The organism is Micrococcus flavus, assembly GCF_014204815.1.
Classification (GTDB): Bacteria; Actinomycetota; Actinomycetes; order Actinomycetales; family Micrococcaceae; genus Micrococcus; species Micrococcus flavus.
Genome location: NZ_JACHMC010000001.1, coordinates 950,013 through 965,241 on the forward strand (window position 1 = coordinate 950,013; position 15,229 = coordinate 965,241).

At 76.2% G+C, this 15,229-nt stretch carries 14 protein-coding genes; 7 read left to right on the forward strand and 7 right to left on the reverse strand.

The features are described 5' to 3' along the window. Positions 1-34: 34 nt before the first annotated feature. Genes dxs through BJ976_RS04455 form a run of 4 tightly spaced genes read left to right on the forward strand, consistent with a single transcriptional unit; the run spans position 35 to position 4,040 of the window. A complete protein-coding gene (gene dxs, locus BJ976_RS04440) occupies positions 35-2,083 on the forward strand; it encodes a 1-deoxy-D-xylulose-5-phosphate synthase (RefSeq protein ID WP_135030253.1) in 2,049 nt (682 codons plus the stop codon). Next, on the forward strand, positions 2,080-2,646 hold the full coding sequence (locus BJ976_RS04445) for a hypothetical protein (protein ID WP_135030254.1): 567 nt from the start codon (positions 2,080-2,082) through the stop codon (positions 2,644-2,646). Before dxs ends, BJ976_RS04445 begins: the two co-directional genes overlap by 4 nt. A 4-nt stretch (positions 2,647-2,650) precedes the next feature. After that, on the forward strand, positions 2,651-3,625 hold the full coding sequence (locus tag BJ976_RS04450; protein WP_135030255.1) for an aldo/keto reductase: 975 nt from the start codon (positions 2,651-2,653) through the stop codon (positions 3,623-3,625). A 46-nt stretch (positions 3,626-3,671) separates the two neighbouring features. Beyond that, positions 3,672-4,040, forward strand: coding sequence for a PLD nuclease N-terminal domain-containing protein (locus BJ976_RS04455; protein ID WP_135030256.1), 369 nt, complete (start codon positions 3,672-3,674; stop codon positions 4,038-4,040). A 6-nt stretch (positions 4,041-4,046) separates the two neighbouring features. Here BJ976_RS04455 and BJ976_RS04460 read toward each other — a convergent pair whose 3' ends face one another. After that, positions 4,047-4,559 carry a Rieske (2Fe-2S) protein gene (locus tag BJ976_RS04460; protein WP_135030257.1) on the reverse strand — a complete coding sequence of 171 codons (513 nt, stop codon included), beginning with the start codon at positions 4,557-4,559 and terminating at the stop codon, positions 4,047-4,049. A gap of 86 nt (positions 4,560-4,645) precedes the next feature. On the opposite strand from BJ976_RS04460, the gene BJ976_RS04465 reads away from it, so the two are divergent. Further along, positions 4,646-5,290: a hypothetical protein gene (locus BJ976_RS04465; RefSeq protein WP_135030258.1), complete on the forward strand. Its 645-nt coding sequence runs from the start codon at positions 4,646-4,648 to the stop codon at positions 5,288-5,290. Between the two features lie 20 nt (positions 5,291-5,310). Here the strand turns inward: BJ976_RS04465 and BJ976_RS04470 are convergent, their stop codons facing one another. From BJ976_RS04470 to msrB, 5 genes are all read right to left on the reverse strand, one after another. After that, on the reverse strand, positions 5,311-7,467 hold the full coding sequence (locus tag BJ976_RS04470; protein ID WP_135030259.1) for a 3-hydroxyacyl-CoA dehydrogenase NAD-binding domain-containing protein: 2,157 nt from the start codon (positions 7,465-7,467) through the stop codon (positions 5,311-5,313). Between the two features lie 83 nt (positions 7,468-7,550). Next, complete coding sequence (locus tag BJ976_RS04475) at positions 7,551-8,813, reverse strand: ribonuclease D (RefSeq protein WP_135030260.1); 1,263 nt, start codon at positions 8,811-8,813, stop codon at positions 7,551-7,553. Positions 8,814-8,842: 29 nt separating this feature from the next. After that, positions 8,843-9,451, reverse strand: a complete 609-nt coding sequence (locus tag BJ976_RS04480; protein WP_135030261.1) for a DUF3000 domain-containing protein — start codon at positions 9,449-9,451, stop codon at positions 8,843-8,845. A gap of 66 nt (positions 9,452-9,517) precedes the next feature. Then, positions 9,518-10,645: a threonine aldolase family protein gene (locus BJ976_RS04485; RefSeq protein ID WP_135030262.1), complete on the reverse strand. Its 1,128-nt coding sequence runs from the start codon at positions 10,643-10,645 to the stop codon at positions 9,518-9,520. Then, entirely contained in the window at positions 10,642-11,184 is a 543-nt protein-coding gene (gene msrB, locus BJ976_RS04490) for a peptide-methionine (R)-S-oxide reductase MsrB (RefSeq protein WP_135030263.1), read from the reverse strand. The genes BJ976_RS04485 and msrB overlap by 4 nt, the downstream gene beginning before the upstream one ends. Before the next feature lie 213 nt (positions 11,185-11,397). On the opposite strand from msrB, the gene BJ976_RS04495 reads away from it, so the two are divergent. Next, positions 11,398-12,651, forward strand: coding sequence for an alpha/beta hydrolase family protein (locus BJ976_RS04495; protein WP_376698722.1), 1,254 nt, complete (start codon positions 11,398-11,400; stop codon positions 12,649-12,651). A gap of 158 nt (positions 12,652-12,809) precedes the next feature. After that, a complete protein-coding gene (locus tag BJ976_RS04500) occupies positions 12,810-13,145 on the forward strand; it encodes a hypothetical protein (RefSeq protein ID WP_135030265.1) in 336 nt (111 codons plus the stop codon). Between the two features lie 7 nt (positions 13,146-13,152). Here the strand turns inward: BJ976_RS04500 and BJ976_RS04505 are convergent, their stop codons facing one another. Next, on the reverse strand, positions 13,153-15,222 hold the full coding sequence (locus BJ976_RS04505; RefSeq protein ID WP_135030266.1) for a M3 family metallopeptidase: 2,070 nt from the start codon (positions 15,220-15,222) through the stop codon (positions 13,153-13,155). Positions 15,223-15,229: the final 7 nt, after the last annotated feature.

A 15,229-nucleotide genomic window follows, 5' to 3' on the forward strand; every position in this document is an offset into this window, starting at 1 on the left:
CGCCGTCGTGCGTGCGGAGTACCCTGGTACGACCATGTCCGAGAAGCCCCGCGCCGCCGGCGCCCCCCTGCTGCCCCAGATCACCCGGCCCGCCGACCTGGCCGCGCTCCCGGAGGATGCGCTGCCGGCCCTGGCCGCGGAGATCCGCGCGTTCCTCATCCGGCACGTCTCACAGACCGGCGGGCACCTCGGGCCGAACCTCGGCGTCGTGGAGCTCACGATGGCGATCCACCGCGTCTTCGACTCCCCGCGGGACGCCGTGGTCTTCGACACCGGCCACCAGTCGTACGTGCACAAGCTGCTCACCGGCCGCCAGGACTTCGCGACGCTGCGCCAGGAGGGCGGGCTCTCCGGCTACGGGGACCGCGCGGAGTCCGAGCACGACGTGGTGGAGTCCTCCCACGCGTCCTCGTCCCTGTCCTGGGCGGACGGCATCTCCCGGGCCTGGCAGCAGACGGGCCAGGGGGAGCGGACGGTCGTCGCCGTGATCGGGGACGGCGCCCTGACCGGTGGCATGGCGTGGGAGGCCGTGAACAACATCGCCGCGGACCGACGACGCCGCGTGGTGATCGTGGTCAACGACAACGGCCGCTCCTACGCGCCCACGGTGGGCGGGCTCGCGGACCACCTCGGCGGGCTGCGCCGCGGCGTGCTGGACAAGGTGCGCATCCATCGCCGCTACGAGCAGACCCTGGACCTGCTCAAGCGGCGGCTGCAGGCCGCCGGCACGGTCGGCGACTTCGTCTACCGTCCCCTGCACGCCGCGAAGAAGGGCCTCAAGGACCTGTGGGCGCCCCAGGGTCTGTTCGAGGACCTGGGCATGAAGTACATCGGCCCCGTGGACGGGCATGACCTGGCCGCGCTCGAGGCGGCGTTCGAGGACGCCCACGCCTACGGCGGGCCCGTGCTCGTGCACACCATCACGGAGAAGGGCCACGGGTACGCCCCCGCGGTGGCCCACGAGGACGACCAGTTCCACGCCATCGGGCGGATCGACCCGGAGACCGGCGAGCCGGTCTCGTCCTCGACGGCGCAGTCCTGGACGTCGGTGTTCGGGGAGGAGATGGTGGCCATCGCGGACGAGCGGCCCGACGTCGTCGCCATCACCGCCGCCATGCGCAACCCCGTGGGCCTGGCCCCGATGGCCGCCGCCCATCCGGACAGGGTGTTCGACGTCGGCATCGCCGAGCAGCACGCGGTCGCCTCCGCCGCGGGCATGGCCTTCGGCGGCCTGCACCCCGTGGTGGCCGTCTACGCCACCTTCCTGAACCGGGCGTACGACCAGGTCCTGATGGACGTGGGCCTGCACCGGGCGGGCGTGACGTTCGTGCTGGACCGCGCCGGCGTGACCGGCCCGGACGGGCCGAGCCATCACGGCATGTGGGACCTGGCCCTCCTGCAGTCCGTGCCGGGCCTGCGCATCGCCGCGCCCCGGGACGCGGACACGCTGCGCGAGGAGCTGCGGGAGGCCGTGGCCGTGGCCGACGCCCCCACCGTGGTGCGGTTCGCGAAGGGCTCGGTGGGCGAGCCGGTCCGCGCGCTCGAGCGCCTCGCCGACGGCACGGACGTCCTGGCGCGCCTCGGGGAGGCCACGGGTGCGGACGGCGCCGACCGCGACGTGCTGATCGTGGCCGTGGGCTCCTTCGCCGAGCTGGGCCTGGACGTGGCGCGCCGGCTCGGTCAGCACGGGATCTCCGCCACCGTGGTGGACCCGCGCTGGGTGCTCCCCGTCGCCGAGTCGGTGGTCGCCCTCGCCGCGCGGCACCGGATCGTGGTGTGCCTCGAGGACGGCGTGCGCGCCGGCGGCGTGGGCTCGCGGATCCGTCAGGAGATGCGCGCCGCGGGCGTGGACACCGCGCTCAACGAGGTGGGCCTGCCCGTGGAGTTCCTGGCCCACGGCACCCGGGAGCAGGTGCTCGAGCGCGTGGGCCTGACCGCCCAGCGCGTCACCCAGGACACCGTGGCCCAGGTCCTGGGCGCCAAGGTCCCCTACGCGCGTCCCGTCCCGGGGCGCGCCCCCGACACCGACGAGGCCCTCGACGCCGAGGCCCGGCACCGCACCCCCGGAGAGGACCGTTCGTGAGCATCGTCCGACTGCAGCGGGACACCACGGCCGAGGACGGCCGCCGCGTGTTCGAGTACCGGGAGGCCTGGCTCGAGCCGGACGCCTCCGTGTTCACCGTCCACCACGGCCGGGTCGGCCACCCGGGCACCGTGGGGGACCAGCCGGTCTCCGGCGAGGAGGAGGGCCGCGAGCTGCTCGCGGCGTTCCTGGCGCAGGGGCTCGAGGAGGGGTACGTCGAGGCGGACCCGGCGGGCTTCGACGTCGTGGAGGTGGGCCTGCGCCTGCGCGGCCGCGCCCCCACGGACATCGAGCGGCGCCACGCCGAGGCCCTGCGGCAGGAGCTCACCCATCAGCTGGCCTGGCGCGGGCTCGGCGAGGTCACGGACGTGGCCGACGGCGACGGTGAGCTCGTGCTCACGGTCCGCACCCCGCACGCGGCCAAGGCGGGCACCGAGGTGCCCGCGGCCGCCAGGCGCGCCCACGGCGTGCAGCCGAACAAGGTGACAGTCCGCACCGTGTCCCGCGGCGGGGGCCCCGCCGCCGGATCGGCCGGAGCGGACACCGCCGAGGAGAGGAACTGAGATCATGCGCAACGCACGGATGGGCCGCTCCGGCCTGAGCGTGTCCGTGGTGGGCCTGGGGTGCAACAACCTCGGCCGCCCCGGCACCGCCACCCTGGACCAGGCCGGCTCGGACGCGGTGGTGCACGCCGCGCTGGACGCCGGCATCACGTTCTTCGACGTCGCGGACATGTACGGCGCCGAGCCGGGGCTGTCCGAGACGCGCCTGGGCACGGCCCTGGGCGCCCGCCGGGACGAGGCGGTGATCGGCACCAAGTTCGGCATGGACATGGCCGGGGCCAACGGCCGGGACGACGGCGCCCGCGGCGCCCGCCGGTACATCGTGCGCGCCGTGGAGGCGTCCCTGCGGCGGCTCGGCACGGACCGGATCGACCTGTACCAGTTCCACACCCCGGACCCGCTGACCCCGATCGAGGAGACCCTCGCGGCCCTGGACGACCTCGTCCGCGCGGGCAAGGTGCTCTACGTGGGCCACTCGAACAGGGCCGGCTGGCAGATCGCGCAGGCCGAGCACGTGTCCCGCGAGCTGGGGACGGAGCGGTTCGTCTCCGCCCAGAACCACTACAACCTCCTGGACCGGCGCGCCGAGCTCGAGGTGCTGCCCGCGGCGGCGGAGTACGGCCTGGGCGTGCTGCCCTACTTCCCGCTGGCCAACGGCCTGCTCACGGGCAAGTACTCACAGGGCACCGCTCCGGAGGGCTCGCGCCTGTCCCACGTGCGGCAGCACATGGTGGCGGACGCGGACCTGGACCAGCTGGCCGCGTTCGGGGCGTTCGCCGCCGCCCGCGGGATCACCGAGGTGCAGGCGGCCATCGGGTGGCTCGCGGCCCAGGAGCCGGTGACCTCCGTGATCGCGGGGGCCACGCGCCCCGAGCAGGTCGCGGAGAACGCCCGCGCCGCGGACTGGGAGCCCACCGTCGCGGACCTCGCCGAGCTCGACGCGCTGTTCCCGGCGCCCGACCCGGTGGCGCTGTTCTGAGCGCCGGGCGGCCGTGCGGCGCGGGGCGCCCGGGGAGGGGGGCCTGATGGAGCCGTGGCTGGCCTGGCCCGTGTCCCTCGCGGTGGGCGCCCTGTGGGTGGCCGGCCTCGTGTCGCTGCTGCGCGGGCCCCTCGACGAGCGGCGCCGGCTGCCGTGGGCGCTGATGATGATGCTGCTGCCCGGACTGGGCGCGCTCATCTGGCTGTGGTGGCGCCACCGGCACTACCCTGCCCGCCGCGCCGCCCAGCCCGACTGGGATCCCAACCGTCGGGACCCCGTGGTGCTGCCGCCGCCGCGCACCGGCCGGGCGGTCCCCACCACGATCGGCCGCCCGGACCCGTACGCGGGGCACGCGCCCCATCCGGGGCGCCTGCCCGCGCGTCGCTACGGGGCGCCCGCGGAGCCGGGGGAGTGAGCCCGGTCAGAGCTTGACGACGATCCGCCCGTCCTGCACCGCGGCCTCGTAGTCCATGAGCGGCTGCCGGGCCGGGCCGCCGAAGGGCTCGCCGGTGACCGGGTCGAAGTTGGATCCGTGGCACGGGCAGGCGTACGCCGGGCCCTCGGCGCGGTCCACCGGCTGCACGAGGCAGCCCTGGTGGGTGCACACGTTGGAGTAGGCCGTGACGGTCTCTTCGTCCACGCGGTGCATCAGCAGGGTCCGCCCGTTCACCTCGACGGCCTGGGTGGCGCCCACCGGGAGGTCGTCGGCGGCCAGCGCGTCGGTGAGCGCGGAGCCCGCGTAGTGGTCCTGCGCGTTCTCCCGGTCCTTGATCTCCTGCGTGCAGCCGGCCAGCGCGAGCGAACCGGCGCCGGCGAGGGCCGCGAGCGAGCCGCGGCCGAGCACGGTGCGGCGGGAGGCGCCCCCGGGGTGGCCGGCGCAGCCGCCGCGGCAGGGGATGGGGGAGACGGGGTCGGGGGTGTCCTGCGAGGTCATCCGTCCAGTATGTCACCCGGTCGGGACGCGGATGGGATGATGCCGGGGACGCGACCGTCCGCCCCTCACGACCCCAGGAGTGCCCCGTGACCGCCCACCCCGCCTTCGACCTCACCCCGTTCGACCGCTGGGAGTCCGTGACCCTCGACGGGGAGCACGCCGGGTTCCTCCACCGTCATCTGGCGGCGGGGGTCCTGACCACGCGGATGGCCTTCCAGCCGACGGGCGCCCAGCGCCGGGCCCGCGCAGACCTGCCCGAGCGGTACCTCGCCCAGGCGCGCGTGGCCTTCACGGACGACGGCGCCACGTGGGCGTGGTGCGACCACGAGGACTCGGTGACCGCCCAGCGGGTCCGGATCGACCGCGAGCGCGTCGGCCTGGACCCGGATGTGGTGCCCTCGTGGGCCGAGCACCTGGTGATGCCCGCCGTCGCGGCGGCCGGGGGCGCCGAGCACGCCCGCCTGGAGGAGCCCTCCCCGCTGCAGGGCCCGCTGCGGATGCCGCGGGCGGTCCTGCGGGTGGGCGAGGCCCCGGCGGGCGGCGACGGCCCCGGCCGCCGGGTGGAGGTGGTCTCCGAGGGTCACGTGCTGGCCGTGCACATGGTGCGCGACGGCGTCGTGGTCGCCTCCGACTGGGGCGGCGGGACGACCTCGGCGCCGGTGGCCACCCGGGCCGCGGCGCTCGAGGGCCTGCCCGCGGACCTGCACACCTTCGCGGGCCTGCCGCTCTGAGCCCGGCCGGCCGGGCCGGCTCAGGCGTGGAAGCGCCGGCCCCGGACGCGCTCGGCGGCGCCGCAGTCGTCCAGGTACGGGGTGATGCCGCCGAGGTGCAGCGGCCAGCCGGCGCCGAGGATCATGCACAGGTCCACGTCCTCGGGGGCGGCGACGACGCCCTCGTCCAGGAGCAGGCCGATCTCCTCGGCCAGGGCGTCCTCGACGCGCATGCGCAGCTGCTCCGCGGTTTGCGGGTTGTCGCCCTGCTGGAGCACGGCCCGGGTGGCCTCGGGGATCGTCTCGCCCGTGGCGCCGGCGGCCTCCTCCTCGACGCGGTCCGTGCGGACGTCCTTGGCCCACAGGGCGGTCCTGCCGGCGTCGATCATCCGCTGCACGTTCGCGGAGACCGGGAAGCGCTCGGTGCCGAAGGCCGCGGCCAGGGACTCGGAGACGTGCTGGGCCACCGGCAGGCCCACCATCGCCGCGAGCGTGAACGGGGTCATGGGCAGGGCCAGCGGGTCGAGGGCGTGGTCGGCGGTGTGCGCGTCCGTGCCCTCGTCGAAGGAGGCCTGCACCTCGCCCATCAGGCGCAGCAGGACGCGGTTGACCACGAACGCGGCGGCGTCGTTGACCAGAACGCCGGTCTTGCGCAGGCGGCGGGCCAGCTCGAAGGCGGTGGCCACCGCCTCGTCCGACGTCTCGGCCACCCGGACGATCTCGATCAGCGGCATCTGCGCCACCGGGTTGAAGAAGTGGAACCCGACGAGGCGCTCGGGGTGCTCGAGCACCTCGGCCATCGCGGCCACGGAGAGCGAGGACGTGTTGGTGGCCAGGATCGCGTCCGGGCGGACGATGCCCTCCAGCTCACGGAACACCGTGCGCTTGACCTCGAGCTCCTCGAACACGGCCTCGATGACCATGTCCGCGTCCGCGTAGACGGACTTGTCGGTGTCCGCGGTGATCAGCCCGGCCAGGGCCTCGCCCTGCTCGGCGGTGAGGCGCCCGCGGGAGATCATCCTCTCCACCTGCGCGCGCACGCCGGCCAGGCCGCGGTCCACGCGCTCCTGGTCCATGTCCGTCATGACCACCGGCACCTGCAGGTGCTGGGCGAACACGAGCGCCAGCTGGCCCGCCATGAGGCCCGCGCCGACGACGCCGACCTTGCGCACCTCGCGCGCCAGCTCGGCGCCGGGGTGCCCGGCCGGGCGCTTGGCCCGGCCCTGCACGAGGCCCAGGAACGCGTAGACGGTGCGGCGGAACTCCGCGGAGGTGATCAGCCGGGACAGGGCCTCGGCCTCGGCCTCCGCGGACTCAGTGCGGGAGCGGGTGCGGGCGGCGGTGAACAGCTCCGCCAGCGCGCGGCGGGCGGGCAGCTCCCGGCCGGGGCGCGTGGACTGGAGCTTCTCGAGGGTCGCCAGGGCCCGGTCCCAGGCGGCGTCGGAGGTGTCGGGGGAGCGGTCGGCGACGCTCCCGCCGCCGGAGACGACGGCCGCGGCGTGCTCGAGTCCCTCGGCCAGCAGGTCGGACTCGGCCACGGCGTCCATGAGCCCGAGCCCGTGGGCGGCGCGGGCGTCGAGGGTCCGGTTGTTGTCCAGGGGGTTCTTCAGGACGACGTCGACGGCCGCCTCCGGGCCGATCAGGTGCGGGACGCGCCAGATGCCGGACCAGCCGGGCACGAGGCCGAGGCGCACCTCGGGCAGGCCGAAGCCCGTCGCGTCGGCCGCCACGATCCGGTGGTCCGCGGCGAGGGCGAGCTCGAGGCCGCCGCCCAGGGCGGTGCCGTTGACGAACGCGAACGTCGGGACCGGGAAGGCGTCGAGACGGTCGTACACGGCGTGGCCCAGCAGGGCCAGCGCGCGGCCGATCTCGGCGTCGGCGGGCAGGGAGGCGATGAGGGACAGGTCCGCGCCCGCGGCGAAGACGCCGTCCGTCCCGGTGACGGCCAGGGCCTGGATCCCGCCGGCCTCGGCGCGCGCGGCCTGGGCGTCGAGGACCTCACCGAGCCCGATCAGGGAGGCGGGGCCGAGCGTCGCGGGCCGGCGCGGGCCCTGCCCGTTGTCCAGGGTGATCAGGGCCAGCGTGCCGGCCTCGCCGGGCAGCGGGTGGTCGGTGACCTCGGCGCGGGTCACGACCTCGTCCGGGGCGAGCCGGACGAGGCGGTCGAAGTCGGACAGGGGGGCCGGACGGTGGCTCATGGTACTCCCGGGCGTGGCGGACGGATGTGATGCGCCTCTCACTGTACCCGGGACCGGCCGTCCCGGCATCGGGGGGGGGTGTGTCAGTCCTGGGCGGGGTCCGGGTCCAGCAGGGCCACCGTGACGATCGCGGCGGTGGCCTCCACCTGCCACGGGCGCGCCCCGTGTCCGGCGAGGGCCTCCGCCACGGACTCGGGGGTGAGGGGCTCCGGCGGGGCCCAGCAGACCCGCCGCAGCGTGTCCGGGGTGAGCAGGTTCTCCGTGGGCATGCCCAGCGCCTCGGCCCGGCGGGCGACGCGCGGCCGGGCCGTCTTCAGGCGGCGGTCCGCGAGCGGGTCGCGGTCCTTCCAGGACCGGTGCGGGGGCGGGCCGTCCGAGCCGCCCGGGGCGTGGCGCGGGGGCGCCTGGCCGGCGTCGGCGTCGTCGAGGCCGGCCCGGACCGCGGCGATCCAGCGGGGCGCCTCCTTGGAGGCGTGCCGCCCGTGGAAGCCGCGCGTGGCGCGCAGCTCGGGGACGGTGCGCGGCGCCGTGGCGGACGCCGCCACCAGCGCCGAGTCCGGCAGGAGCCGGCCGGGGGCGGTGTCCCGGTGCCGGGCCAGGTCCTCGCGGGCCTGCCAGAGCCGGCGCAGCACGGCCCGCTGGGCGGGCTTCGTGAGGGTCTGCGCCCCGGAGGTGCGCCGCCACGGGTCCTGGCGCGGGGCGGGTGGCGGCGCCGTGCGCACGTGCTCGAACTCCTGCTCGGCCCACGCCAGCTTGCCCTGCTCCTCGAGCAGCTCCGCGAGCGAGTCGCGCAGCTCGACCAGCAGCTCGACGTCGAGGGCGGCGTAGTTGAGCCACTGCTCGGGCAGCGGGCGGGTGGACCAGTCGGCCATGGAGTGCTCCTTGGCCAGCGTCAGGCCGAGGCGGGACTCGAGGACGGCGGCCAGGCCCACGCGGGGCAGGCCCGCCAGGCGCGCGGCGAGCTCGGTGTCGAACAGGCGGTCCGGGGTCATGCCCCGCTCGGCCAGGCACGGCAGGTCCTGGCTCGCCGCGTGCAGGATCCACTCGACGCCGGTCAGCGCCTCGTCCAGCTCCGTGAGGTCCGCGAAGGCCTCCGGGTCCACGAGCCAGATCCCGGCGCCCTGACGCTTGAGCTGCACGAGGAAGGCCCGCTGGCCGTAGCGGATCCCGGAGGCCCGCTCCGCGTCCACCGCCACCGGACCGGTGCCGGACCGCAGCGCGCGGGCGCAGGCGGTCAGGCCGGCGGGGGTGTCCGTCACGCGGGGGACGCCGCCCGCCGGCGCGGAGACCAGCTCCGGGGCGGGGACGTGCTCGGCGGAGGGGGACGGGGTGTCGGCGGGGGGCATGGGTCTCCTGGTCGGGGTGGGGGCGTCGGTCATCGTCCGGCGGGGTGGGGCGGCTCGGCGTCGGCCTCGGGGGGCAGGCCGGCGAACGCGCAGATCATGTCGGACCACGCCTCGAGGTGGGCGCCGAGGTCCCGCGGGGCGGGGGTCCACGAGGCGCGCAGCTCGATGTCGCTCCAGCCCGGCTCCTGGGCCAGGACGCCGAAGTGCTCGGCCAGCTGGCGTGTCGCGGTGCCCCCCGCGTGGGTGTGCTCGGCATGGCGCAGGTCCAGGGCCTCGGCCAGCCACGTCCACGCGACGGCCCCGGCCAGGTGGTCGGCGGCCGCCTCCGGCTCGAGGCTGGCGCGGATGTAGGTGACGACCCGGAATGAGCCGTGCCACACGGGGGAGCCGGCGGGGTCGTGCAGCAGCACGAACCGACCCGTGGCCAGCGCCGCGTCCCCTCCGCCCGCCGGGTCGAGGACCTCCGCCGCGAGCGCCACGGCGTGCGGGGCGAGCCCGGGCGGGGCCTCGATCGGGCGCAGGCGCACCTCGGGACGCGGCCGCGCGTCGCGCAGGTCCGCCAGGGCGTCCCGGAACGCCGCCGGCGGCGCGGCACGGACCGGCTCGCCGACGGCGCGCAGGGGACCGGGGGTGCTCATGCGCCCAGCCTAGGGCGGGCCGCCGCCGGCGGGCCGGGGGCGCGCCGCAGACCCGCGGCGCCCCCGTCAGCGGGCGGCGGCCTCGTCCAGGGCCTCGGCGAGGGCGGCCACGAAGGACTCCACGTCCCCCGGGGTGGTGTCCCAGGAGGTCATCCAGCGCACTTCGCGCGCGGCGGCGTCCCAGTCGTAGAAGGGGTGCCGGGCGCGCACCCGGTCCGCCACGGCGCGGTCCAGGCGGGCGAACACGGCGTTGGCCTCGGGTGCCCGCACGAGCTCGACGCCGTCGAGTCCCGCCACCCGGTCCGCGAGCTGCGCGGCCATGGCGTTGGCGCGCCCGGCCAGGCGCACGCCCAGGTCGTCGCTGAGCAGCGCCAGCAGCTGCGCCGCCAGGTAGCGGTGCTTCGAGGCCAGCTGCATGTCCTGCTTGCGCAGGTAGCCCAGCGCCTGGGCGGCGCGGGCGCCCGCGTCCTCGGGGTCCTGGCCGGGCAGGTCGGCGGGGCCGAGCAGCCGGGCGGCGACGATCGCCTCCGGGTTCAGCACCACCACGGCCTCGGCGCCCATCGCCCCGTTCTTCGTGGCGCCGTAGGAGACCACGTCCACGCCGGCGTCGGCGGTGAAGGCCCGCAGGGGGACGCCCAGGGCGGCGGCGGCGTTGGACAGGCGCGCCCCGTCCATGTACAGGCTCAGGCCGGCGTCGTGGGCGGCGTCGGCCAGGGCCCGCACCTGCTCGGGCGTGTACACGGTGCCCGCCTCGGTGGCCTGGGCGATCGCGACGACGGCGGGCTGGCTCGCGTGCACGTCGCCGCGGCGGTCGAGGTGGGCGGCGAGCATGTCCGGGGACAGGCGGCCGTCGTCGGTGTCCAGGGGGACCATCGGGGCCCGACCGATCCGCACGGGGGCGCCGCCCTCGTCGTGCAGCAGGTGCGACCCGGCGGCCGTGAGCACGGCGCCCCACGGCGGGGTCATGGCCTGCAGGGCCAGCACGTTGGCCGCCGTGCCGGTGAACACCGGGACGGCGAAGGCCTGCTCGCCGAACTGCTCCCGCACCCGCTCCTGCAGGCGGGCGCTCAGCGGGTCCGCGCCGTAGGAGACGGCGTGGTCCGCGTCCGCGTCGGCCAGGGCGGCCCACACGTCCGGGTGGACGCCGGCGTAGTTGTCCGAGGCGAACGCGCGCAGCCCCGGGGCGGTGCTCACGCCAGCCCCCGCCCCGGCGCGTCGACCTCGCCCGTCGCGTCCTCGGCCGCGGCCAGCGGGCGCGGGTCCAGGCGGAGGGAGATCGAGTTGATGCAGTAGCGCAGGTCCGTGGGGGTGCCGTAGCCCTCGCCGGCGAATACGTGCCCCATGTGGGACCCGCACCCGGCGCACCGCACCTCGATGCGCTCCATGCCCAGGGAGGCGTCCTTGATGTACTCCACGCGGTCCTCCGCCAGCGGGGCGAAGAAGGAGGGCCAGCCGCAGTGGGAGTCGAACTTCTCGGAGGAGCGGAACAGCTCCTGGCCGCAGGCCCGGCACGCGTACACGCCCTCGACGTGGGTGTCCCAGTACTCGCCCGTGTAGGGGCGCTCGGTGCCGGCACGGCGCAGGACGTCGAACTCCTGCGGGGTCAGGCGGCGGGCCCATTCCTCGTCGGTCAGGGGCGCGCGGTCCGCGGGGGCGTCCGCGCGCTCGGGGAGGGGGTCGGTGCGCGGCTCGGGCATGCTCGGCTCGGGGGTGGTGGGCTGGGGGGTGCTCATGTCCGGAGCCAACCGGCGGCGCCGCCCCGATGTTCCCGGCCGGTCCCGTACCGTCCCGTTTCCCGGCGTCGGCGGCCGTGCGACAGAATGACCGCCATGGCCACCTCCCGCCTCCGCCGCCGCGGCCCCCGCCGCGGAGGCCCTCTCGCGCGTCCCGTCCTGACTCCCTCCGCCCGGCCGGCCCACCCGTGGGCCGCCGCGCTGCGCCGTGCCATGCGGGAGGGGGTGCGGGGCACGGCCGCCGTCGCCAGCCCCGCCGCCCGCCTGGTCCCCACCGCGCTCTCCGTCGCCGTGTCCGGCGCGTTCGTGGTGGCCGGGGCCAGCTCCGCGCTCGCGGGCGTCTTCGCCCGCGCCGTGGTGACTCCGGTGCGGGGCCACGCCGAGGACACCGCGGTGCTCGCCGTCGTCGACGGCCCGGACGGGCTCGAGGTGATCCTGCCGGCGGACCGGCACACCACCGTGCCCGGCACGTACTCGCTGACGTTCGGGCAGGGCGAGCACGTGGCGCGGATCGGCGCGATCCGCTCCCATGACCCCCGGGACGGGACGGTGCAGCGCGTGGTGGAGGAGGTCTACTCGGGGGACCTGCGCGCCGCCACGCGCGGGAGGCTCACCGGGTACGTGTACCCGACGCCGGCCGCCGCGGGACTCGACGCGGCGGAGGTCGAGGTGCCCGTGCCCGGCGGCGTGGCCCCGGCGTGGCGGATTGACCCGAGGCCGTCCGCGGCGCCGCGTGCCGCCGAGGGTCTGTGGGCCGTCATGGTGCACGGCCGCGGCGCCCGCCGCACCGAGGGCCTCCGCGCCGTGCCCACGGCGCAGCGCCTCGGGATGACGTCCCTCCTGATCTCCTACCGCAACGACGGCGACGCCCCCGACGCCGAGGACGCCCGCTACGGGCTGGGCACCACCGAGTGGGAGGACGTGGCGGCCGCGGTGCAGTACGCGCTGGACCACGGGGCGCAGGACGTGGTCCTGTTCGGCTGGTCCATGGGAGGGGCGATCGTCCTGCAGTTCGCCGACCGCTCGGACCTGGCCGCCCGCGTGCGGGGGATCGTGCTCACCGGACCGGTGGTCGACTGGATGGACGTCCTGCGTCACCAGGCCCGCATGAACCGGATCCCCGAGGCCGTGGGGCTGCTGGGACAGTGGCTGCTGTCCAACCGCGCCGGCCGGTTCGTGACGGGCTTGGCCGCCCCCGTGGACCTGCAGGCGCTGGACTGGGTCACGCGCGCCGACCACGTCCGCGTGCCGACGCTGATCCTGCACTCCGAGGACGACGAGTACGTCCCGGTCGGCCCGTCCATGGCCCTGGCCGAGCGCAACCCCGACCTGGTGCGGTTCGTCCGGTTCACCCAGGCGGGCCACACCCGCGAGCAGAACGTGGACCCCGTGAAGTGGGACCGCACCGTGCGCGGCTTCCTGCGCGCCGTGCTGGCCGCGCCGCGGCCGGGGGCGCCGCGGCAGTGAGGCCGCGTCGGCGTCGCACAGGGGACCACGCACCGGCTGTGGGGCGCATCCGGGTGATGGAGGATCTCGTCGCCCACGTCCGGTCCGCGTGCGGCGATGCGGCGGCCGTCTCCCTCGAACGGGGTCAGGGCCCGGGGGCACGTCTGATGTTCCTGGGCGTGGAACCGCATCGTGCTGAGGCGGAGGGCCTCTCGATCGCCTTCGGGCTGGCGGACGAAGAGCACACCACGGTGGTCGAGCTGACCGTCCTCCTGGACGGGGGCGGGCGCTGGGAGATCGGAGTGGAAGACCGAGACCTGGCCTTTGCGCGCCAGGTGGTCGATGCCGTCGTCGCCGGACGTGTGACGGTGCAGGAGGGGAAGGGGCGGTCCGAGACCACCCTCATCTTGGCCGACGGCTCGAGGACCAGCTCCTCCGTCGGCTCGCTCCTCCCGCGGCCGGGGTGGAGGGCGCGCACCCCCGTTCGGCGATGCGCGCCCTACCGTCCGGTCTGAGGGACGCTCAGTCCGCCAGCAGCCCGCGGCGGCGCAGCAGCGGCTCGAGCTCGGCGTCCCGGCCGCGGAAGGCCCGGTAGGACTCCAGCAGGTCGCGGGTGTCGCCGCGGGAGAGCAGCTCCGCGGCGAACCGGCGCCCGTTCTCGCGGGTCATGCCGCCGTTCTCCCGGAACCACTCCACGGCGTCCGCGTCCAGCACCTCCGCCCAGATGTACGAGTAGTACCCGGCGGCGTAGTCGTTGCCGAAGATGTGCTTGAAGTAGCCCGTGCCGTAGCGCGGCGGCACCAGGTCCGGGTCGATCCCCGCGGCCTCGAGGGCGTGCCGTTCGAACGCGGCGGGGTCCGCCGTCGCCTCCTCCACCGTCTCCTCGGTGACCGTGTGCCACGCCCAGTCCACGATCGTGGCGCCCAGGTACTCCACCGTGCGGTAGCCCTCGCCCCACAGGTCCGCCGCCTCGAGCCGCTCCAGCGTGCCCTCCGGCAGCGGCTCGCCCGTCTCCACGTGCCGCGCGTACGCGTCCAGCAGCGACGGCTCGCGCAGCCAGTACTCGTTCACCTGACTCGGGAACTCGACGACGTCCCGCGGCACCGCGGTGCCGGTGAGCGACGCGTACTCGCCCTCGGCCAGCAGGCCGTGCAGCACGTGGCCGAACTCGTGGAACAGCGTCGTGGTCTCGTCCAGCGTCAGCAGGGCGGGCCGACCCGCCGCGGGGGACGGCACGTTCATGGTGCAGAACACCACCGGGCGCTCGCCGAGCGCCTCCGCCTTGTCCCGCACCGTGTGCATCCACGCCCCGCCCGACTTCGTGGCGCGCGCGAAGAAGTCGCCCACGAACAGCCCGACGACGGTGCCCGCCTCGTCCGCCACCTCCCACACCCGGATCCCGGGTCGGTAGAGGTGCGGCGCCAGCTCCGGGCGCTCGGTGAACGAGAGGCCGTACAGCGCCGTCGCCGCCGCGAACACGCCCTCGGTCAGCACCCGGTTCAGCTCGAAGTGCGGGCGCAGCGCTCCCGCGTCCACCGCGAACGCCTCCCGCGCATGCTCCGCCGCCACGTACGGCCAGTCCCACGGGGCCACGTCCGCACCGTCCCCGGCGACGACGGCCGCGTCCGCCCGGGCGTTCGCCATGGCCGGCCCCGCCAGGGCACCCAGCAGCTCCTCGACCGCGGCCACCGAGGGCGCGGCGCGGTCCTTCAGGGCGTGCTCCGCCCAGCACGACGCCCCGAGCAGCCGGGCCTTCTCCAGGCGCAGCCGCACGATCCGCATCGCCGTGGACAGCGTCTCGTGCTCCCCCTCCGAGCCGCGCGCCACCGAGGCGTCGAAGACGTCCCGCCGCAGGTCTGCGTCCGCCAGGTCCGCCAGCCACGGCTGCGAGGTGAACAGGGACAGGGTGAGCAGCCACGGGCCCGCCTCGGCGTCGCCGTCGCCATGACCGGCCTCGGCCGCGGCCGCGGCGGCCGCTGCCACCTCGTCCGCCCCCAGTCCGGCCAGGCGCTCGCGGCCCGTCACCAGGACCGCACGGGCCGCGGTGTCCGCGACGAGGCGGCGCGTGTAGGCGGCCTTCGCCGTGGCCAGCTCCCCGTTGAGCCGGCGCAGCTCGTCGCGCTCGGCGGGGGCCAGGTGCGCCCCGGCCAGCTCCAGGCGGACGCGCAGATGCTCGAGGAGGCGTGCATCCTCCCCGGTGAGGGCGGCGCCGTCGACGGCGGCCACCCGCTCGGCCAGGCGCGGATCCAGCAGGATCGCGTCCTCGTGGGCGGCGAGCTCGGGGGAGAGCTCCTCGGCGAGCGCCTGCCGGGCATCCGTGCCGTCGGAGCCGACGAGGGTGAAGAACATCGGGGCGACACGGCGCAGCAGCTGCCCGGACAGCTCCAGGGCGCGCACCGTGTTCTCGAAGGTGGGGTCCTCCGCCGAGGAGAGCAGCGCCTCCACCTCGGCGCGGTGCTCGGCCATGCCGTGGCGCAGGCCCGCGGCCAGCTCGGCGTCGCTCACGGCGGCGAAGTCGGGCAGCCCGAGGGGCAGGGGAGAGGGGCTCAGCAGGGGGTGATCCTCGGGCAACGTGACTGTGACTGGGGTCATGTGCCCC

What these genes read in the sequence shown, in the direction of transcription:
- dxs (WP_135030253.1), top strand. Translation starts at nt 35, where the DNA reads ATGTCCGAGAAGCCCCGCGCCGCCGGCGCCCCCCTGCTGCCCCAGATC.
- BJ976_RS04450 (WP_135030255.1), top strand. Translation starts at nt 2,651, where the DNA reads ATGCGCAACGCACGGATGGGCCGCTCCGGCCTGAGCGTGTCCGTGGTG.
- BJ976_RS04455 (WP_135030256.1), top strand. Translation starts at nt 3,672, where the DNA reads ATGGAGCCGTGGCTGGCCTGGCCCGTGTCCCTCGCGGTGGGCGCCCTG.
- BJ976_RS04460 (WP_135030257.1), bottom strand. Translation starts at nt 4,559, where the DNA reads ATGACCTCGCAGGACACCCCCGACCCCGTCTCCCCCATCCCCTGCCGC.
- BJ976_RS04470 (WP_135030259.1), bottom strand. Translation starts at nt 7,467, where the DNA reads ATGAGCCACCGTCCGGCCCCCCTGTCCGACTTCGACCGCCTCGTCCGG.
- BJ976_RS04475 (WP_135030260.1), bottom strand. Translation starts at nt 8,813, where the DNA reads ATGCCCCCCGCCGACACCCCGTCCCCCTCCGCCGAGCACGTCCCCGCC.
- BJ976_RS04480 (WP_135030261.1), bottom strand. Translation starts at nt 9,451, where the DNA reads ATGAGCACCCCCGGTCCCCTGCGCGCCGTCGGCGAGCCGGTCCGTGCC.
- msrB (WP_135030263.1), bottom strand. Translation starts at nt 11,184, where the DNA reads ATGAGCACCCCCCAGCCCACCACCCCCGAGCCGAGCATGCCCGAGCCG.
- BJ976_RS04495 (WP_376698722.1), top strand. Translation starts at nt 11,398, where the DNA reads ATGCGGGAGGGGGTGCGGGGCACGGCCGCCGTCGCCAGCCCCGCCGCC.
- BJ976_RS04505 (WP_135030266.1), bottom strand. Translation starts at nt 15,222, where the DNA reads ATGACCCCAGTCACAGTCACGTTGCCCGAGGATCACCCCCTGCTGAGC.